Origin of the sequence: Aeromonas sp. 6P (genome assembly GCF_051919525.1) — a bacterium.
Taxonomy (GTDB): domain Bacteria; phylum Pseudomonadota; class Gammaproteobacteria; order Enterobacterales; family Aeromonadaceae; genus Aeromonas; species Aeromonas veronii.
On sequence record NZ_JBQBEO010000002.1, the window covers coordinates 2,410,833 to 2,431,632 of the forward strand.

Annotated in this window: 15 protein-coding genes; 13 read left to right on the forward strand and 2 right to left on the reverse strand. The window is 58.5% G+C overall.

Going from position 1 to position 20,800, the window contains the following annotated elements; all coding sequences use genetic code 11:
* Positions 1–221 precede the first annotated feature (221 nt).
* The 4 genes from ACTG2J_RS11295 (at position 222) to ACTG2J_RS11310 (ending at position 7,477) form a co-directional block, all read left to right on the forward strand.
* A complete protein-coding gene (locus ACTG2J_RS11295) occupies positions 222–2,138 on the forward strand; it encodes a RecQ family ATP-dependent DNA helicase (RefSeq protein ID WP_439988625.1) in 1,917 nt (638 codons plus the stop codon).
* Between the two features lie 591 nt (positions 2,139–2,729).
* Positions 2,730–4,652, forward strand: coding sequence for a PrkA family serine protein kinase (locus tag ACTG2J_RS11300; protein ID WP_005333223.1), 1,923 nt, complete (start codon positions 2,730–2,732; stop codon positions 4,650–4,652).
* Between the two features lie 23 nt (positions 4,653–4,675).
* A complete protein-coding gene (locus tag ACTG2J_RS11305; protein WP_005360363.1) occupies positions 4,676–5,947 on the forward strand; it encodes a YeaH/YhbH family protein in 1,272 nt (423 codons plus the stop codon).
* A 9-nt stretch (positions 5,948–5,956) separates the two neighbouring features.
* Positions 5,957–7,477: a SpoVR family protein gene (locus tag ACTG2J_RS11310; protein ID WP_019445117.1), complete on the forward strand. Its 1,521-nt coding sequence runs from the start codon at positions 5,957–5,959 to the stop codon at positions 7,475–7,477.
* Positions 7,478–7,645: 168 nt separating this feature from the next.
* Here the strand turns inward: ACTG2J_RS11310 and fadJ are convergent, their stop codons facing one another.
* Together fadJ and fadI are read right to left on the reverse strand one after the other, a co-directional pair.
* Positions 7,646–9,793 (reverse strand): fatty acid oxidation complex subunit alpha FadJ, encoded by a 2,148-nt coding sequence (gene fadJ / locus ACTG2J_RS11315; protein ID WP_113739591.1) that lies wholly within the window; start codon positions 9,791–9,793, stop codon positions 7,646–7,648.
* On the reverse strand, positions 9,793–11,103 hold the full coding sequence (gene fadI, locus ACTG2J_RS11320; RefSeq protein ID WP_113739488.1) for an acetyl-CoA C-acyltransferase FadI: 1,311 nt from the start codon (positions 11,101–11,103) through the stop codon (positions 9,793–9,795). Before fadI ends, fadJ begins: the two co-directional genes overlap by 1 nt.
* A gap of 182 nt (positions 11,104–11,285) precedes the next feature.
* Here fadI and ACTG2J_RS11325 point away from each other — a divergent pair, with 182 nt between their 5' ends.
* The 9 genes from ACTG2J_RS11325 to ACTG2J_RS11365 all read left to right on the forward strand — a co-directional run bounded on the left by ACTG2J_RS11325 (position 11,286) and on the right by ACTG2J_RS11365 (position 20,720).
* Positions 11,286–12,236 carry an AAA family ATPase gene (locus tag ACTG2J_RS11325; RefSeq protein ID WP_113739487.1) on the forward strand — a complete coding sequence of 317 codons (951 nt, stop codon included), beginning with the start codon at positions 11,286–11,288 and terminating at the stop codon, positions 12,234–12,236.
* The gene (locus ACTG2J_RS11330) at positions 12,227–13,129 is read left to right on the forward strand and encodes a DUF58 domain-containing protein (protein WP_439997500.1); all 903 of its coding nucleotides are present in this window, start codon (positions 12,227–12,229) and stop codon (positions 13,127–13,129) included. Before ACTG2J_RS11325 ends, ACTG2J_RS11330 begins: the two co-directional genes overlap by 10 nt.
* On the forward strand, positions 13,114–13,653 hold the full coding sequence (locus ACTG2J_RS11335) for a DUF4381 domain-containing protein (RefSeq protein WP_274161518.1): 540 nt from the start codon (positions 13,114–13,116) through the stop codon (positions 13,651–13,653). Before ACTG2J_RS11330 ends, ACTG2J_RS11335 begins: the two co-directional genes overlap by 16 nt.
* Positions 13,650–14,642 (forward strand): VWA domain-containing protein, encoded by a 993-nt coding sequence (locus ACTG2J_RS11340; protein ID WP_439997501.1) that lies wholly within the window; start codon positions 13,650–13,652, stop codon positions 14,640–14,642. The genes ACTG2J_RS11335 and ACTG2J_RS11340 overlap by 4 nt, the downstream gene beginning before the upstream one ends.
* Entirely contained in the window at positions 14,633–16,084 is a 1,452-nt protein-coding gene (locus ACTG2J_RS11345; protein ID WP_274161516.1) for a VWA domain-containing protein, read from the forward strand. The genes ACTG2J_RS11340 and ACTG2J_RS11345 overlap by 10 nt, the downstream gene beginning before the upstream one ends.
* A 20-nt stretch (positions 16,085–16,104) precedes the next feature.
* Positions 16,105–17,616, forward strand: coding sequence for a hypothetical protein (locus ACTG2J_RS11350; RefSeq protein ID WP_439997908.1), 1,512 nt, complete (start codon positions 16,105–16,107; stop codon positions 17,614–17,616).
* Positions 17,617–17,629: 13 nt separating this feature from the next.
* Positions 17,630–18,229, forward strand: coding sequence for a sigma-70 family RNA polymerase sigma factor (locus tag ACTG2J_RS11355; protein WP_005333245.1), 600 nt, complete (start codon positions 17,630–17,632; stop codon positions 18,227–18,229).
* Complete coding sequence (locus tag ACTG2J_RS11360; RefSeq protein WP_088869005.1) at positions 18,222–19,001, forward strand: DUF3379 domain-containing protein; 780 nt, start codon at positions 18,222–18,224, stop codon at positions 18,999–19,001. Before ACTG2J_RS11355 ends, ACTG2J_RS11360 begins: the two co-directional genes overlap by 8 nt.
* 402 nt (positions 19,002–19,403) lie before the next feature.
* Positions 19,404–20,720 carry an outer membrane protein transport protein gene (locus tag ACTG2J_RS11365; RefSeq protein WP_201946388.1) on the forward strand — a complete coding sequence of 439 codons (1,317 nt, stop codon included), beginning with the start codon at positions 19,404–19,406 and terminating at the stop codon, positions 20,718–20,720.
* The last annotated feature ends 80 nt before the right edge of the window (positions 20,721–20,800 follow it).

Consider the following 20,800-nt stretch of genomic DNA (forward strand, 5'->3'; position numbering starts at 1 on the left):
CATGACGGAATATCCCATTCGCCATCTTTTTTTTCCAGAGACTCACCAAAAAATATCCCGTTTCCATCACAAAAAACCGCAACAAAACCTTAACCACAGCGCAACCACCCATTTTTGTACGTTTTATCGACACTCTCTGCCCTTGCCCTCACGACCATTCCTGTGTCATCCGTGACCGGCGTCGCTGTGCTATCATCCCCCATTTGCCGCGGAGCTTTGCCATGATCCCATCCCTGCTCAACCAATATTTTGGTTTCTCCGCACTCAGACCTGGTCAGGAGGCGGTGATCAGCCGGGTGCTGGCAGGTCAGAGTGCCGCCGCCATCTTTCCCACCGGCTCCGGCAAGTCCCTCTGTTATCAACTGCCTGCCCTCGCCCTGCCTCACCTGACCCTGGTGATCTCACCGCTGCTGGCGCTGATGCACGATCAACTCGCCTTCCTCAAAAGCAAGGGAATAAGCGCCGCTACCCTCGACTCAAGCCAGAGCCCGGAGGAGAGCCGACGAGTGATGCAGCAGGCGCTGGATGGCCAGCTCAAGATCCTGATGATTTCGGTAGAGCGACTCAAAAACGAGCGCTTTCGCCGCTTTATCCAGCAAGTGCCGCTCTCGCTGCTGGTCGTCGATGAGGCACACTGTATCTCGGAGTGGGGCCACAACTTTCGCCCCGACTACCTCAAGCTGCCGAGCTATCGCCATGACCTGAAGATCCCACAGGTGTTGCTGCTGACGGCCACCGCCACACCGGCGGTTATTCAGGATATGCAGACCAAATTCGGCATAGCGCCGGAGGGGGTCGTGGTCACCGGTTTCTACCGCCCCAATCTTGATCTGGCGGTCATTCCCCTAGCGCCCGACGCGCGGGATGGCTGGCTCGCGCAGGAGTTGGCCAACGATCCGGCGGTCCCCACCATCGTCTACGTCACCTTGCAACACACCGCCGAAGCCTGCGCCGAACAACTCGTTAGAGAAGGGATCAACGCCCGCGCCTATCATGCCGGACTCGACTCGGCGCTGCGCAGCCAGACCCAGCACGACTTCATGGCGGGCAAGGTGGCTTGCATCGTCGCTACCATCGCCTTTGGTATGGGTATCGACAAAGCGGATATCCGGCGGGTCATTCACTACGATCTGCCCAAATCCATTGAGAACTACAGCCAGGAGATTGGCCGCGCCGGACGAGATGGCCAGCCATCGCGCTGTATCGTGCTGGCCAACCAGAGCCAACTGCCGGTGCTGGAGAACTTCGTCTACGGTGATACGCCGGATTTGAGTGCCATCCTCCAGCTGCTTGCCATCATCAAGCAGAGCGGGAGCGAGTGGGAATTCACCCTGCTGCGCCTCTCCAACGACACCAATATCCGCCAGTTGCCCCTTAAAACCCTGCTGGTCTATCTGGAGATGGCGGGCATCATCACCCCGGCCTACAGCTACTACGCAGATTACCGCTTCAAGTTTGTGCTGGATAAAGGCGAGATAGTGAGCCGCTTCAATCCGGAACGCCGCCAGTTTCTGGAGCAGCTGTTCGCCTGTGCCCCGCAAGCCCGCAGTTGGTGCACCATGGACTTTGACGCCCTCTGGCAGGGCTATCAGGGAGAGCGACAGCGGGCGGTTGCGGCGCTCGACTACCTGCAGCAGCAAGGCTGGATCGAGCTTGAAAGCAAACAGATGACCGAGGTCTACCGGATCACCCGTCAGGGGTGGGACAACGAGCAGGAGGCAAACGCCCTGCACACCCTGTTCCTGCAAAAAGAGCAAAGTGAGCTGGCCAGACTGCAAGCCATGCTCGACTTTTTCACCTCGGATGAGTGCCTGAGTCACCGCCTCGCCAGCTATTTTGCCGATGAGGTGGCGCCGGTTCATTGTGGCCACTGTTCGGTTTGTCGCGGCGAGGTGGCACATCTCCCTCCCCTGCCCCCACTGACCATGCCAAACGAGGCGGGGATCCGCGCCTGGTGCGATCCGCTGATTGCCAAAACAGGTTCGGTGGATGCGCGTGTTCTGGCCCGTTTCCTGTGCGGCATCACCACCCCGCTGACCAGCCGGGTCAAAGCCAAATCGCTGGCGGGTGCAGGCCAGTTGGCCGCGTACCCGTTTGCCCGCGTCCTGGCGGCAGTGCAACAAGCCTACCCTTGCTAGGTGAGTGCTGGCTGCGTCAATAGCCACCAGCAGAAACAAGCGTTTACAGACGCAGAAAAAGAAGACCCTCGCGGTTGCGAGGGTCAAGCCAACGGAAACGTGCTTAAACAGAGCTTGGTGAGGCAACAGTCAACTCTCTTGCTAAAGCATCTTGCTGCTCACACATCGCCAATCTAGGGCACTCAAAATGTAGCGTCAATGTAAAAATTAGAGCCAAAACTCCAAACAAAGCAATTTACGTTGACGTTCACGTAATGACATTCTCATCCATAACCCCGCCAACCCGCAGCCCCATTGCCTTTCGTCAAACCCCTTAATCTTTTCGCAATAAGTTCCCTCTTTCCCATAAACATTTATTTTTTATGTCTTTGACATTTACCTCACTATCGTGGCAAAAATAATTTAACAGTCAGTAACATAGCGGTGTTGTTGACTGACCCTCCCCGCACAAGGATCGGGCAGGTTTCTTCAGAATTTAACCTATCAACCGTGATGGATTACTGGAGTCTGTTGACTAGGCTTTAAAAGCGCACAACACAAAAGCAGTCATCCACTTTTTTCAGGGTAAGCGACTATAACGAGGGCAAAGTTATGGGCATATTCGAGCATTACCAACAGCGATATGAAAAAGCGAGAGAAGAGGAATATACCATCCAGGAGTTCCTGGATATGTGTAAGCAGGACAAAGCCTGCTACGCCTCCGCAGCCGAACGTCTGCTGACCGCCATTGGTGAGCCGGAGATGGTAGACACCTCAGCCAACCCCAGACTGAGCCGACTCTTCTCCAACCGCGTCGTGGCACGCTATCCCGCCTTCAAGGATTTCTACGGGATGGAAGAGGCCATCGAACAGATCGTCTCCTACCTCAAACACTCAGCCCAGGGGCTGGAGGAGAAGAAACAGATCCTCTATCTGCTGGGCCCCGTTGGCGGCGGTAAATCCTCGCTGGCAGAGAAACTCAAATCCCTGATGCAGAAGGTGCCCATCTATCGCATCAAGGGCTCACCAGTCAATGATCACCCCTTCTGCCTGTTCGATATCGAAGAGGATGGGGAGATCCTGGAGAAAGAGTACGGCATCCCGCGCCGTTACCTGCGTCCCATCATGTCCCCCTGGGTGGCCAAACGCCTGCACGAGTTTGGCGGCGACATCACCAAGTTCAAGGTGGAGAAGGTCAATCCCTCCATCCTCGATCAGATTGCCATCGCCAAAACGGAACCCGGTGATGACAACAACCAGGATATCTCCTCACTGGTCGGCAAGGTCGACATCCGCATGCTGGAGCACTTCGCCCAGGATGACGCCGATGCTTACTCCTACTCAGGTGCGCTGTGTAAAGCGAACCAGGGGGTTATGGAGTTTGTGGAAATGTTCAAAGCCCCTATCAAGGTGCTGCACCCGCTGCTGACAGCGACCCAGGAAGGTAACTACAACGGCACCGAGGGGCTCTCCGCCCTCCCCTTTGACGGCATTCTGCTGGCCCACTCCAACGAATCAGAGTGGCAGCAGTTCCGCAACAACAAGAACAACGAGGCCTTCCTCGACCGGGTATACATCGTCAAGGTGCCTTACTGCCTGCGCGTCTCCGAAGAGGTGAAGATCTACGAGAAACTGCTGATCAACAGCGAATTGACCGAGGCCAAATGCGCCCCGGGCACCCTCGAGCTGCTGGGCCAGTTCTCTGTGTTGTCACGGCTGAAAGAGCCGGAAAACTCCAGCATCTACTCCAAGATGCGGGTCTATGATGGCGAAAGTCTGAAGGACACCGATCCGAAGGCGAAGAGCTATCAGGAGTATCGCGACTACGCCGGGGTGGATGAGGGAATGAATGGTCTCTCCACCCGCTTTGCGTTCAAGATCCTCTCCCGCGTCTTCAACTTCGATCATGCGGAAGTGGCCGCCAACCCGGTGCACCTCTTCTATGTGCTGGAGCAGCAGATCGAGCGCGAGCAGTTCCCGCAAGAGCTGCACGACCGCTACCTTGAGTTCATCAAGGGCTATCTGACCCCACGCTATGTGGAGTTCATCGGCAAGGAGATCCAGACCGCCTATCTCGAGTCCTACTCCGAGTACGGTCAGAACATCTTCGATCGCTACGTCACCTACGCCGACTTCTGGATCCAGGATCAGGAGTACCGTGACCCCGAGACCGGCCAGCTGTTTGACAGAGCGTCCCTCAACAGTGAGCTGGAGAAAATTGAAAAACCCGCCGGGATCAGCAACCCGAAAGATTTCCGCAACGAAATCGTCAACTTCGTGCTGCGTGCCCGGGCCAACAATGCAGGCCGTAACCCCAACTGGACCAGTTACGAGAAGCTGCGCACCGTGATCGAGAAGAAGATGTTCTCCAACACGGAAGAGCTGCTGCCGGTTATCTCCTTCAACAGCAAAACCTCGGCCGAGGAGCAGAAGAAGCACGATAACTTTGTCGAACGGATGATGGAGAAAGGCTACACCCGTAAACAGGTGCGACTGCTCTCCGAATGGTATCTCAGGGTACGCAAGTCATCCTGACCCTGACTGTTCAAGGGGGAGTTATGGCGCATTTTATCGACCGCAGGCTCAACGGCAAAAACAAAAGCGCTGTCAATCGGCAGCGCTTCATCCGCCGCTACAAGAAGCAGATAAAACAAGCGGTCTCGGATGCTGTCTCCAAGCGCAGCATTCAGGACGTAGACAAGGGTGAGAGCATCAGCATCCCGACCAAGGATATCGGCGAGCCCCATTTTCATCAGGGGCACGGAGGTAAACGGGAGATGGTGCATCCCGGCAATGATCAGTTCGTCTCCGGCGACAAGATTGACCGCCCCAAAGGAGGGGGCGGTGGACAGGGTTCCGGCGAGGGACAAGCATCCAATCAGGGGGAAGGGGCAGATGATTTCGTGTTCCAGATCTCCAAGGATGAGTATCTCGATCTGCTGTTTGAAGATCTGGAGCTGCCCAGGCTGCAGAAAACCCAGCTCAATCAGCTGATGGAAGTCAAAACCTATCGGGCGGGCTACACCTCCAACGGGGTGCCCGCTAATATCAACGTGGTGCGCTCGCTACAAAACTCGCTGGCACGGCGCATGGCGTTGCAAGCTGGCAAGAAACGCCAACTGCATGAACTGGAAGATCGGCTGGCCCTGCTGGCTACCGATCCCAACGAACACTTTGCCGAAATCGCCCTGCTCGAGAAGGAGATCCGGGAGCTGAAACGACGGATCGATGCGGTGCCGTTTATCGACACCTTCGATCTCAAATTCAACAACTTCGTCAAACGGCCCGTCCCCTCCAGCCAGGCGGTGATGTTCTGTCTGATGGACGTATCTGGCTCCATGGATCAGGCCACCAAGGAGATGGCCAAGCGTTTCTATATCTTGCTCTATCTGTTCCTGAGCCGGACCTACAAGAACGTCGAGGTGGTCTACATCCGCCACCACACCCAGGCCAAGGAGGTGGACGAGCACGAGTTCTTCTACTCCCAGGAGACTGGCGGCACCATCGTCTCCAGCGCCCTCAAGATGATGAATGACATCATCAACGAGCGTTACCCCGCAAACCAGTGGAACATCTATGCGGCGCAGGCGTCGGATGGTGACAACTGGGCTGATGACTCACCGCAGTGCAGGGAGATCTTGGCGCGGGACATCATGCCAAGGGTGAGGTACTACTCCTACATCGAGATCACCACCCGTGCCCACCAGACCCTGTGGCACGAATATGAGTCGGTAGCCAGCCAGTTCCCCCACTTTGCGATGGAGCACATTCGCAAGGTCGAGGATATCTATCCGGTGTTCCGCGAGCTGTTCAAGAAACAAGCGGCGTGAGGAGGTCACATGATCGAAACAGAAAAACGTGTAGCGCCACTGGATGACGGACCAGACTGGAACTTCGATCTGCTGGAGACCTATCACCAGGAGATCGCCCGTGTCGCCCGTTTCTACAAGCTGGACACCTACCCCAACCAAATCGAGGTGATCACCGCCGAGCAGATGATGGATGCCTACTCCAGCGTCGGCATGCCCATCGGCTATCAACACTGGTCGTTCGGCAAGCGCTTTATCCATACCGAGCGCAACTACAAGCGCGGCCAGATGGGACTGGCCTACGAGATCGTCATCAATTCCGATCCCTGCATCGCCTACCTGATGGAGGAGAACACCATGCCGATGCAGGCGCTGGTGATGGCACACGCCTGCTACGGTCACAACTCCTTCTTCAAGAACAACTACCTGTTCAAGGCCTGGACCGATGCCTCTTCCATCATCGACTACCTGTTGTTCGCCAAAAACTACATCACCCAGTGCGAAGAGAAGCATGGCATCGAGGCGGTGGAACAGCTGCTCGACTCCTGCCATGCCCTGATGAACTTCGGGGTGGATCGCTACAAGCGTCCCCAGAAGATCTCGATGGCCGAGGAGAAGCGGCGTCAGAAGGCGCGGGAAGATTATCTGCAGACTCAGGTCAACGAGCTGTGGCGAACCCTGCCCAAGCAGCATAAAGCCGCTGGTGTGGAGGACAGGCGCTACCCCGCAGAGCCCCAGGAGAACATTCTCTACTTCATCGAGAAGAATGCCCCCCTGCTGGAGCCCTGGCAGCGGGAAGTGGTACGCATAGTGCGCAAGATCAGCCAGTATTTCTATCCACAAAAGCAGACCCAGGTGATGAACGAGGGGTGGGCCACCTTCTGGCACTACACCATCCTCAATCACCTTTATGACGAGGGCAAGCTGAGCGATCGCTTCATGATGGAGGTGCTGCACAGCCACACCAATGTGGTCTATCAACCGGCTTACAACAGCCGCTACTACTCGGGGATCAACCCTTATGCGCTGGGGTTTGCCATGTTTACCGACCTGCGCCGCATCTGCGAGAACCCGACCGAGGAGGATAGATACTGGTTCCCCGACTATGCCGGCAGCAACTGGGTCGAAACCCTCCACTTTGCCATGCAAAACTTCAAGGATGAGAGCTTTATCAGCCAGTTCTTAAGCCCGAAAGTGATGCGGGATATGAAGTTGTTCGCCATTGATGACGACGATCTGAAGAACTATTTGAAAGTCTCCGCCATCCACAATGACGAGGGGTACCGTCAGGTGCGCAATACCCTGTCGGCCCAGTACAACCTCAGCAATCTGGAGCCCAATATTCAGGTGTACAACGTCGCCGTGAAGGGGGATCGCTCCCTCACCCTGCGCTATGTGCCCCACAACCGCATCCCCCTTGGCGACTCTCGCCATGAGGTGCTCAAACACCTGCATCAACTGTGGGGATTCGACGTGGTGCTAGAGCAGGATAACGGCGAGCTGCCACCCGATATCATAGGTCGTTGCCCGGAGCGCAAACCGGGGATCTGACCCGTGACGTGATATCTCGACGGCCCACTTCGGTGGGCCGTTTTTTAATCGGTTGCTTCTGCCAGCATGAGCGCTGCCCAAGCCGTACAACCCGAACAAACCACAACATAGAAAGAGGCCCGCATGGTGTGCGGGCCTCTTTGCTTTGCGGTCACTCTGCAGCGGTTATCAGTAGAAGTTCTGCTGCTCCGCGGCCATCGCCTTGAGACGGGCACAGGGGGCGAACCGGTCGCCGTGGCGCTTCTGGTAATACTCCAGACGGCCAACCAGATGATCGATCCCGAGCGTGTCCATATAACGGAACGGGCCGCCGAGGAAGGGCGGGAAACCGATGCCGAAGATGGCGCCGATATCGCCATCACGGGCCGACGCCACCACACCGCTATCCAGCGCCATCGCTGCTTCGTTGAGCATCAACAATACGCAACGCTCGGCGATCTCCTGACGGGCCAGCTTGGCAGAAGGCTTGATGCCGAGCACGCCATAGACGCTCTCGTCCACCGTCTTCTTGCCCTCTTTGCCGGTCAGCTTGTTGCGCGGTGCCGCCTTGCCATAGAGATAGAAGCCCTTGCCGTTCTTGCGTCCCTTGCGATCATTTTGCAGCAGCTTGTCGAACGCCTTGGGCGCCTGGAACTGCTCGCCGCCCAGCTCTTTTTCGAGAATAGGGGAGATCTTGGCGCCCACATCGATCCCCACCTCGTCCAGCAAGGTGATGGGGCCAACCGGGAAACCAAAGTCCAGCAGTGCGCTATCCAGCACCTCCACCGGCTCCCCTTCCAGCACCAGTCGCGCCGCTTCGTTCATGTAGGGCGCCAGGATGCGGTTGACGTAGAAACCGGCTTCGTCCTTCACCACGATAGGCGTTTTACCCTGAGCACGGGCAAAGGCCAGAGTGGTGGCGACCGTCTCGGCACTGGTACCTGCGTGGGGGATGATCTCCGCCAGCGGCATCTTGTCCACCGGGCTGAAGTAGTGCAGCCCCACGACTCGCTCCGGGTGCGCCGCCTCTGCCGCAATCTGGTTAATGGGCAAGGAAGAGGTGTTGGAGGCAAACACTGTGTGTTCACCGCACTCACGCTCTACATCTTTCACCATCTGGTGTTTGAGATTGAGATCTTCAAACACCGCCTCCACCACTATGTCCACCCGGTGAAAACCGGAGTAGTCGAGGGTGCCGGTCAGCAAGCTCATCTGCTTTTCCAGCTCGCTGCGCAGGATGTGACGGCGCTTGAGCTTCTTGGCCAGAATGTCATAGCTGTAGCGCATGGCATTGCCGATCCCGGCGCTTGCCACATCCTTGATCCGCACCGGCACTCCCGCCTTGGTAGCGGTGACGAACGCAATGCCGCCCCCCATCAGACCACCGCCCAGCACGGCGGCATGGGCCACCTTGCGCGGCTCGGCCCCCTGATAGGTGACCTCTTTCTTCATCTCGGTGGTGGCAAAGAAGATGGAACGCAGGGCGGCAGACTCAGCAGTCATCACCAGCTCGCCAAAGTGGCGGGATTCCGCGGCCAGACCGGCCTTCATCCCCTCCTCCACGCCGATGCGCACAACATCCAGGATCCGCTCCGGCGCCGGGTAGTTGCCACGGGTCTTGGCTTTCACCCCCTTGCTGGCCTGATCGAACAGCACCTTGCGGCCCAGCTTGTTGGTCTCCAGCACCTTGCCCTGCAGATCCCGTTTCAACTGATGGCGCGGTTTTCCCTTCTTGGCCAGCTTGATAGCAGCATCCAACAAGATTGACGGCGGCACCACATCGTCCACCAGCCCCAATTTCTTGGCTTGTTTGGCGCGAACCTGCTTGCCGGTCAGCATCAGATCCAGCGCCTTGGCCACCCCGATGAGGCGCGGCAGACGCTGGGTACCGCCAGAGCCCGGCAGCAGACCGAGCTGAACTTCCGGCAATCCCAGCACAGATTTTCCGTGATCGGTCACCACCCGACCATGGCAGGCCAGCGCCAGCTCCAGCCCGCCACCGAGGCAGGGGCCGTGAATGGCGGCGATCACAGGAATGGTCAGCCCCTCGATCTCGGCAAAGATCTCCTGCCCTTCTCGCGACAGGGTCTCGGCATCCTTGGCACTGGTGCAGGCGGCCAGCATGGTGATGTCAGCGCCAGCGATGAAGGAGTCCTTTTTGCCGGAGGTGATCACCAGACCGATCAAATCCTTGTTGCGTTTCACTTCGGCCAGCACGGTGCGGATCTCCTCCACAAAGGCGGCCTTGAGGGTATTCATGCTCTCGCCCGGCACATCCATGGTGAGGATGCCGATGCCATCTTTGCGAACATCCAGGGAAAAAGTCTTAGCGCTCATCATTCAACCTCCAACACCATAGCCACGCCCAATCCACCCGCCGCACAGGCGGTGTTGAGCCCCAGTCCCCCACCGCGACGACGCAGCTCGTGCAGGGTCTGGGTGATCATCCGCGCACCGGTCGCGGCAAAGGGGTGGCCATAGGCCAGCGAACCACCGAGGACGTTGAACTTCTCCATGTCCACCTCGCCGATGGCCTGATCGCGGCCCAGCTTGTCACGGGCAAACTCGTGGCTGGCAAACATCTTGAGGTTGGCCAGGGTCTGGGCGGCAAAGGCTTCGTGCATGTCGATCAGGGTGAGGTCACCGAGCGTGATACCGGCACGATCCAGCGCCAGCGGCGTGGCGTAGGAGGGCCCCATCAGCATGTCTTGCCAGACATCGATGGCCGAGAAAGCGAAACTACGGATATAGCCAAGCGGTTCGAGGCCCAGCTCTTTCGCCCGACCTTCGCGCATCAACAGCACGGCAGCGGCGCCGTCAGTGAGCGGGGTCGCATTGGCAGCAGTGACTGTGCCATGGACTCGGTCAAACACCGGCTTGAGCTTGGCGTAGCTCGCGAGATCCGAGCTTTCACGGATATTGTTGTCCCGCTCCAGCGGTGATTTGTAGGGCGGTACATGGGCGGTAAACACCTCACCGCTGAGCTTGCCATCAGCCCAAGCCTGCGCGGCCAGAGTGTGGGAGCGGTGCGCCAGCGCATCTTGCGCCTCGCGGCTGATCTGGTGGCTCTTGGCCATCTGCTCGGCGGTCTGTCCCATCGAAAGTCCCGTAGAGTATTCCGCCACAGCAGGCGGCACCGGCAGCAGATCCTTGACCCGCAGCTGGCGCAAAATGTTGAAGCGCTGCTGCAGATTGCGCGCCTTGTTGAGATCCACCAGGGCGCGGGCCAGCTTCTTGCTCACTCCGATAGGCAGTACGGAGGAGGAGTCAGCACCGCCAGCGATGGCGATGTCTACGGTACCGGCCATGATGGATTCGGTGACGTTGGCCACCGCCTGAAAGCTGGTGGCGCAGGCGCGGGAGACGCTATAGGCATCGGTATTGACGCTCATGCCGGTACCGAGCACGATCTCGCGGGCAATATTGGGGGCTTCCGGCATCTGAACCACCTGACCAAACACCAGCTGGTCGATAAGCTTGGGGTCGAGATCGGTACGGGCAAGCATCTCGCTCACCACCAGTTTGCCGAGATCGACTGCAGGCACGCCATGAAAGGCGGTGGCCTGCTTGGCAAAGGGGGTACGCAGCCCCGCCACGACGGCAATCCGTTCGCCCTGGCGAGTCGTCAGTTTCAATGGCTGTTTCATCCTGGCTCCTTGGTTTAAAAGGCAGAGGTCTGACCTCATTGCGCCACATCTTAACAATCCAATCACAAGTTTCATACAGCTGATTGAAACTAAATTAAGCGCGGCAAGGCCCCTTTGCTCGCCCTTGGGAAGCAACTGGAGTATAAAAAGATCAACTTCCATAAAAACAACGGGTTTATCGCATGGCAACGGCCGAGTTCAGAGCACTTAGGGACTATCTTGGCAGTCAGATCCTGGGGCAGGAGGAACTAATAGAAGGGCTCCTGATTGCCCTGTTATGTGAAGGACATGTATTAATCGAAGGGGCACCCGGTCTTGCCAAAACCCGCGCCGTCAAGGCGCTCGCTGGCGCCGTCGAGGGACGCTTTTCCCGTATCCAGTTTACTCCCGACCTGCTTCCCGCCGATCTCACCGGCAGCGAGGTGTTTCACCCGCAGGATGCCAGTTTTGTATTCCAACCAGGCCCCCTGTTCAATCATCTGGTGCTGGCGGACGAGATCAACCGGGCACCGGCCAAGGTGCAATCTGCACTGCTGGAAGCCATGGCCGAACACCAGATCACCGTGGGCAAAAAGAGCTGGCGGCTGCCACCCCTCTTTATGGTGGCCGCCACCCAGAACCCCATCGAGCAGGAGGGAACCTATCCCCTGCCGGAGGCGCAGCTCGACCGCTTTCTGCTCAAGCTGATGGTGGATTACCCGAGCCCCACCATGGAGCTCGCCATCTTGCAGCTCAACGCCAGCGGCGAACAACTTGGCGCGGCGCCAGTGACCCTGAGTCAGACCAGCTTGCAGCGTGCGCGCAGCGAAGTGCTGGCGGTGACCATGCAAAGCCGACTGGAGCACTATCTGGTGGAGCTCGTCTGCGCCACTCGCCCGGGCAGTGGTCTTTGCCCTGCCCTTGAGCCACTGATTGCCGTAGGGGCCAGCCCCCGCGCCACACTTGGGCTGGCTCGCTCCGCCCGCGCCCGAGCCTGGCTTGCCGGACGTGATTATGTGCTGCCGGAAGATATCCAGCTGCAAGCCTATCCGGTGCTGCGCCACCGCCTTATACCCAGCTATCAGGCACTGGCCGACAATCTGGATAACGATATCCTGATCGCCCAACTGCTGGATCAGGTGCCATGCCCCTAGATCCCAGTCTGCATCCCGATATCGCCCTGTCGCTGCCACGGCTGCTCAATATCCGGCTCTGGGCCAAGGCCAGGAAGCCACCTCACGCAGGCAGAAGCAGCAGCGAACGCGGCAAACCGGGCCGCTCTCCCGGACTCACGTTTCGCGAGCTGCGCGCCTATCAGGCTGGTGACGAGGTACGCCATATCGACTGGCGAGTGACGGCGCGCCTCGGTCGTCCTTATACCCGCCTCTATAGCGAGGAGCTGGATCAGGCGCACTGGCTGCTGCTTGATCTCTCCCCCGCCATGTATTTCGGCTCCACACGGCAGCTCAAGGCGCGTCTGGGATGCGAGCTGGCAGCAGCCCTGATCTGGCAAGGGGAGAAGCAGCACAACACCCTGATCTGCCACGGGCTTATCCCAAATCACCAGAGCCAGCGCGGCAGCGTGCTGCCCCTGCTCGAATCCCTCTGCCATCACTACCAGCAAGGGCTGGCACGTCGGGTACTATCCCATTCACTGGCCGACACCTTGGCCAGCGTGAAGCTGCCCCATGGTGCCAAACTGACGCTGATCACCGACCACAGACCCTGTGAGTCGGCGCTCTGTCAGCAGTTGCAACTGCTCTCCCGGCGCCACGATATTCACTATTGGCAGATCCGCGACCCCCTCGAGGCTGCCCTTCCCCCTGATGGCCAGCTGCCGGTGGCCATCGATCGGCCAGGGCAGCACTATCAAGGCTGGCTGGATGGAGGCCATGCCGGTTTCTCCCGCCGCTACCAGCAAGCTGCCGAGCAGCAGCTGGCCCACGGCAAGCAGTTGCTGTTGCCATTGGTGCAGCGCCTCTATCTGCTCGATAACAGTCAGACGCTGCAACAGCAGTGGCAGGAGGGGTTATGTCATCAGGGATGATCTCGCCCGCCGAACTCGACAGCGCCAGTCCCGCCTCCGACGCCATCACTCCGCCGCTGGCCGCCCTGATGCGAGACATCCACCCGGGGCCGGATCTGATTGAACAGAGTCTTGATCCCAGAGTGCAGGCGCTACTGTGGCTCCTGATCGCCGGTTTTCTTCTGCTGCTGCTCGTCCTGATTGCCAAGAGGGTGATACGTTACCGCCGCTGGTGTCGCCAGCTGGAGGGGGATCCGGCGCTGCTGGTGGCGCAAATACAGGAGGCCCTGCGTCATGAAGCGCTACAGCGCTGGCCCGAGGCGCGCCAACTGCAAGGTGAGGCGTGGCTAGCCTTCATCGATCGCCACGGCGGCAGCGATTTTAGCCAGTTCTCATCTCACTGGAGCAGTTGGCTCTATGGCAGCCAGAACCCGACTCGCGAGCAGTGCGAACAGCTTCGGCAACATTATCGCCGCTGGGGTCAAACCCTCTTCTTGCAACGCTCCCCCCGCTCTGGGCGTAAAGTCGCGCGGAGGCATCCATGATCCTGGCTTGGCCCTGGTTTGCGCTGGCGCTGGTGCTGCCCTTGCTGGTGCGCTTCGGCTTGCCGCCCCTGCGCCGCGGTTATCTGGCTTATCCCGGGTTTGCGCTGCTGCGCCCTCAGGCCGGATTGCCGCTCTGGCGCTCCATGCTGCTCTGGTGCGCCCTTATCCTCGCCCTCTGCCGCCCCCAGTGGTGGGGGGAACCGGTGATCAAATATGAGGGGAGTCGGGATCTGCTGCTGGCGGTGGATCTGTCAGACAGCATGCGTACCCCGGATATGCTCGATAACGGCGAGCAGCAAGCACGGCTAACGGCGGTGCGCCAGCAGATCAAGGCGCTGATCGCCAAACGGGCCGGAGACAGAGTGGGCCTCATCGTATTTGCCGATCACGCCTACCTGCTCTCTCCCCTCACTCAGGAGATCCCGGCGCTGTTGACCTTGAGCGACGAGCTCGATTTTGATCTGGTCGGCCGAACCACCGCCCTTGGCGAAGCCATCCAGCTGGCACGTCAGCATGGAGATCCGGGTCGCCCCACCGCCCTGCTGCTGGTCACTGATGGCCGCAATACCGCAGGCAATGCCGACCCGCTGCAGGAGGCCAAACTCGCCGCGGCACAGGGAATAAGGATCTACACGCTGGGGGTCGGGGCCGATCCCGATACCTTTATCCAACCCTACGATGAGGCGGGCAGCGGTCAGGCCGATCCCAGCAGCGAACTGGACGAACCGCTCCTGAAAGAGCTGGCAAAAACAGGACAGGGGCGCTATTTCAGGGCGCGAACCCAAAGCGATCTCGATGCTATCAATGCGACTCTCAATGCCCTTGAACCTGCCCCCATGCCGATTGCCCAGTACCAGCCGGTGATCGAGCTCTACCCCTGGCCATTGGCACTGCTTTGTGGCTTGCTGCTTCTGCCATCAGGGCACGGCAGACTGGAGTTTCGCATGGTGCGTAACTGGCTGGCACGAGGCGCGCGCAGATGGAGCTGATCTTGCTCCGCCCTCTGTGGCTGATCGCACTCATCCCCTGGCTCTGGCAAGGGTGGCACCGTCGTCGCCAGTCCCCGCTGCTCGCACCTGCGATGCAGGCTTATCTGCTGCCAGCATCCCGTCCTCAACGTCCCTGGCTCTGGCTGGCAACCCTGCCCGTCATTTTGGCCCTGAGTGGACCGGCACTGCGCGGTGAGCTGCAACAGCAGCCTGCAGCACCGCTCGATATCTGGCTACTCGACTTGTCACGCTCGATGACCGCCACCGATCTCAAACCGGATCGGGCAACCCGGGTCAGATGGCAATTACAGCAGCTGCTGAGCCGCGCCAAGGGCGAGCGCATTGCGCTGATCCTCTACGCAGGCGACGCCTACCTCGCCATGCCGCCCACCCGGGATCATCAGGCCCTTTCGCTGCTACTGCCCGACTTGCGCCCCGATATCATGCCGCTGCAGGGCAGCAACCCGGCACGGGCGGTGGAACTTGCCATGAAGCAGCTGGCCCCCGGTGAGCAGGCCCGTCTGCTGCTGATCACCGACGACCTCACCCAGAATCAGATGGCCCAAATCGCTGCTCTGTGGCCCTGCCAACAACGCCTTCTCTGCCGCGACACCCAGTCGGCACGCCTCGATATTCTGCTCGCCAGCAGTGGTCAACCGGCCCCCATGCCCGCCATTCCGGCCAATGAGTTGGGGTTTGCCACCCGCATGCCCGCGCAGTTGCCCGTCCCCGATAGTCAGGCCATTGCCGCTCTGGCCAACCGTCTCGGCGGTGAGCTGCAGTGGCTTGGCAGCGATGTCCCCCGCTTTGCACCGCTGCCCACAACGACCTCGGCCCTCACCCCGGCGCCACTGGATCTTGGCCCCTGGCTGCTGATCCCCTTGTTACCACTGGCCTTTCTGGCCAGAGTCGGCGCCCGGTTGATGATGGCGCTGATGGTGGGAGCTCAGCTGCTTGCGCCACAAGATCTGCAAGCAACAGAGAGGGGGGATCTGCAAGCGATGCAGGCTTATCAAGAGGGGGATTTTCAGCGGGCTGCCCGCACCTTCAACGATCCAGTCTGGCGCGGCAACGCCTGGTATCGGGCCGGAGCCTACCGGCAAGCTATCTCAGCCTATCAGCAAGCGACGAGCGCCACCGCCCACTACAACCGCGGCAATGCCCTGCTGCAACTGGGGGAGTTTGCCGCAGCCAAAGAGGCCTATCTGGCCGCTCTGGCACTGGAGCCCGGCCATGAAGATGCGCTCTATAACCTCTCTCTGTTGCAAGGCGGTGCGGCCGCCGCTCCCGATACCAGCAACAGCAAGCAGCCCGATCCATCGGCAGCTCAGCAGGCGACGGCAATGCCCCTGCCCCCCTCTCCCCCTGTGTTGCTGCTGGAACAGCGACTGCGTAAAGAGGCGCTGCGCCGGGACCTTATCAAAGTGGAGGAGCCCTGGTGACGCGAGCAGGATGGGGGCTGTTGCTCGCACTCGCGAGTCAACTTTGCTGGGCTTTGCCCCCTAGGGCAGAGCTGCTGCCGGGGGCTGACCCCAGCGATTGGCTGCTGATCATCGAAGCGGATGGCGAGCGCCAGAGCAGCGAACTGGAGATCACCCCCCTACTGCGCCAGTTTGCAGTGGGCAGAGTGACCATGAGCCGGGTCACCACCCCGGTACAACAACTGACTCGCTGGCAGATCCCGCTGCACCAGAGCGACTCACCCGCTAATACAAAGGTGGTGATTGCCCCGCTCAAGCTGGGAAATGAGTTCACCCCCTCGCTCACCCTGCCATTGAGAGAGGCGAAAACAACCGCGCTGCCACAGCCCGAGGCCCCCTCGCCCCTCGAGATGCAGGCCAGCCTTGATCATCAGGGCCCGCTCTATCCCGGCCAGCCGGTGACCTACCGCCTGACCCTTTGGCTGCCCACCAGTATGCAAAACCCGGCCCTGAGCGAGCTCAGCTCTGCTAACTTCACCATCCGTCGCCTCGGTAGCGACGAGTGGATCGCCCCCGCTCAGGCTGGTCTACCCGGCCGGCTCACCCGCAGCTGGCTCATTCAGGCAAAAGCGCCGGGACTCTGGTACCTCGACTCACCCCGCTTGCAGGGGCAGCTCACGCAGCAAGGGAACAAGCCGCAAAAACTCTCGGCCCGCGCGGCACCACTCGAGGTTCGGGTCGACAAAGCCCCCGCCACGCCGGTGGCCACCCGGCTGACCCTGAGTCAACGGCTTGAACCGGCCTCCACGGGGGAAGTGGGTGAACCACTGATCCGTATCCTCACCCTGACCATGGAAAATGGTGACAGCGGCCAGATACAGCTTGCCCCCCTGATGGCCCATCAACTGCCAAACGGCATACAGGCACATCCCGATGGCGAGCAACAGCAGGAGCGTTACCGAGATGGCAAGCTGCTGTTTGAGCGACAGTGGCGCCAGACTCTGGTCGCGGAGCAGAGCGGCGACTACCAGCTGCCCCCCATTGCTCTGCCCTGGTTTAATACCCAAAGTGGCCGGATTGAGCAGGCCAGCCTCCCTGCCATCACGCTGACGTTTCAGGCAACGACAAATCGGCAACCTGATCAGCAGACATCGCAGATGGCACTGCGAGAGAGCCTTTGGTGGGTCGTGCTGGCCATAACGCTGCGTGCGCTATGGCGCCACTGGCCCCGCTGGCACGCCTTCTATCAACTGCAACGTGCCCTTTCCCGACAACAGCCGGATGCCAGTCGCAAGGCGCTGATCAAGTGGGCGACCATGCGCTGGCAGGTCTCCTATTATCAATTAGGCCAGTTGCCTGACGCTGGGCATAATCGGCTCGGCAACGGGCTCGCCGCACTCGAGCGAGCCTGTTTTGCACGGCCCTCTTCTAGCCCGCCCATCGAGTGGCGCGCTCTAGCGCATACCCTCAGGGCTGATGAAACGGCCGGTATTGCGTACCTGATTTACCTGCTAGCGCACGGGAGTTCCCGCTCCCGCCGCCACGCCCCCTGACAAGGATTGCCCTATGGCACTGCTGTTTTTTAGAAAAAAACGTGCTCAGCAGCATATTGGTGGAAATGATCCGGCCACTTCGCCGGTCTCTGATCCCATGGCTGACAAACAAACCAAATTTGAAGCACTGGTTCATGCGCTGCATGGCGATCTCTACCGGTATGCCTACTGGCTGACCCGGGATCCCAACGTGGCGGAAGATCTGGTGCAAGAGACCTTCCTGCGTGCCTGGAAGGCTATCGACACCCTGCAGGATGACAAGGCGGCCAAAGGGTGGCTGATCACCATCCTCAGACGGGAGAACGCCCGCCGCTTTGAACGCAAACAGCTGGAGCTGGTGGATCTCGACGATCACCCTCAGCCCCAGCACGATGCGCTGCACAGCGAACAGGAAATGGAGAACGAGTGGTTGCACCGTCACATCGCCCGGTTGCCCGAGGAGTACCAGGAGCCACTGCTGCTGCAAGTCGTGGGAGGATTCAGTGGTGAGGAGATTGCCGAGATGCTCGGCCTCAACAAGAACACCGTCATGACCCGACTGTTTCGCGCCCGCAACCAGATCAAGGAGGCGATGGAGCAGAAGAACCAAGCAAGAGGACACGGACATGGATGAACTCGAATTTCGCCGCAACGCCATGATCCAGCCCAACGATAAACTGCCGGATTTTCTCAAAGCCGCTGAAGCAAGCCAGGCCAATCGGAACTATCTCGACGAGATGAAGCAGTTCGACAGAACTCTCAAGCACGCCATGCAGGTAGAGGTTCCCGCCGGACTGGCCGAGCGGATCCTGCTCAGGCAAGCCATGCAGAAAGACAGTGACGCGCCAGATGATTTGCCGCCATCCCGCCCCCTTGGCACGGCGCCGGTCAAGATCCGGACATCAACATCCTGGCGCCAGATCGCCCTGGCTGCATCGGTCGCCTTCCTGCTGGGAATGAGCACCCGCTGGATCACGCTGCCAGAAACGGCTCCTGCGGCCCTCTCCCTCGCACAGGTGGCGATGGCTCATGTCTATGGCGAAGAACCCTTTATTGAAGGTGTCGATGAACAGGTCAATCTGCATAACATCAATGCCAAGATGGAGAAGTATGGCGCCACCTTAAGCGGGATGGATGGGCTCAAGGTGACCTATGTCAATCACTGCTCGTTTTATCAGGGACCGGCCTTGCACATGGTGATCCAGGGAAAGATGGGGCCAGTCACCCTCTTTTTAGTGCCCAAACATGTTCCATTAACCCTGCAACAGGCCACCTTTGAAGATGGCACCCTCAAAGGGGAGATTGTCCAGCTCAAAGGCGCCAATATGGTACTGATTGGCGAGATGAAAGAGCCACTTGCCCCCGTTGCCAATGCTCTGCAGTCACGTCTGCAGTGGGACATTTAACATCGCCGGTTAACAACCTCAGAACCATCCTCAATAGCAGGCGGCGGTCACGAGCCGCAGCCTGTTCTCTCCCTGTTTACTCCCCTTTGTCACTCATTTGCCTCAAGATTTCGAAAAATTGACAAAATTATTTTTGTGACGGAGATCGGCAATCCAGGTCAATAATCCACCTTTAGACCCTGAAAATGATGAATTAAACAGCAGGTTAAAACAAATGATTAACACATCGATCACTTTTATGTATTCTGCTGTCACTGGTCTGATTTCTTACCTCCTACCAGATCCATAGAATCACGCCAGAATTGATTGGGAAGAAGCTGAAATAAAAACGGATTTTGTCGAGGTTTGCATTGAACGTGCAGCCAATATCGGCAAAAAAATCTGCCTACAAGAGAGAACACCATGACGACAACTATTTTCAAGAAGAGCCTGATTGCCGCCACCATCGCGCTGGCCACCGGTCAAGTCCATGCCGCGGCATTCCAGTTGAACGAGCACTCGGCCTCCGGTCTGGGTCGCGCCTATGCCGGTGAAGCAGCTATCGCCGACAACGCCTCCGTCCTGGCCCGTAACCCGGCGGCCATGACCACCTTCGACAAGATGGCAGTTTCTGTCTCCGGCACCTACATCAAACCGGATGTGGATGTGGAGGGTAAGCTTTCATCTCCAAGCCCCCTTCTAAACGGTAAGGATGCCAGTCAAAGTGGCATTGCTCCCGCAGCATTCGTACCTGCCTCCTATTTTATCCAACCATTGAATGACCAATGGGCTTGGGGTATTGGCCTTTTCTCCAACTACGGTCTCTCCACCGAATACTCCAAAACCTTCACAGCAGGCTCGGCTGCTGGCGATACAGAATTGGTAACTTTTAACATAAACCCGAATATCGCCTATAGGGTTAATGAACAGTTCAGTGTTGGTGCGGGTATCAACGCAGTTTACGGCGCGGCCGAGCTGAATCGATACAAAGGCTCATTACCGATCCCTGGCTTAAACACCGACTCCAAAATTTCATCGATGAAAGGTGATACTTGGGGCTTTGGCTGGAACATTGGGACACTTTATGAGATCAACGAAAACAACCGTTTAGCTCTCACATATCGCTCTCAAGTTGACCTCAAATTTAAAGGTGATTACAGCAATGACATTAACCCACTAATCCCAGGTTTAGGTGGCCTTGGAGGTAAAACTGTTGATGGACAACTAAACCTTGATTTGCCTGCTCAAGCTGAGTTCGCAGGTTACCATCGTCTAAACCAACAATTTGCAGTGCACTATTCAGTTAACTGGACTGATTGGAGTGCCTTTGAAGAACTTAAAGCAACTGGTTCCCAGTGTGGTGTTGGTACAGCCAACCCGGGTGTCTGTTTGCAAAAACCAGAAAAATTTAAAGACTCACTCCGTTATTCAATCGGCGGTACTTGGTATGTCAACCCTGCTTGGGAAGCTCGTCTGGGCTTTGCCTATGACAACAGCCCTATCGAACCTGAATACCGCAGCCTGAGCATCCCCGACTCAGACCGCATCTGGTATAGCGCCGGAGCCACCTATCATATCAACACTGATATGAGTGTTGACTTCGGTATGGCTTATCTGGACGGCAAAGAAGTTGATGTAGACGAGAGTTTGACCTCTGACCACAAAGGCCAGTCTCGTTGGAAAGGTACTTCCCACGGCAACGCCTTCCTGGCCTCTGCCCAGTTCAACATGAAGTTCTGATTATTGATAGAATTGAAAGAGCGCCGTCAGGCGCTCTTTTTTTATCCGGAAAAGCCAGTTCAGCGCACACATGTAGCACA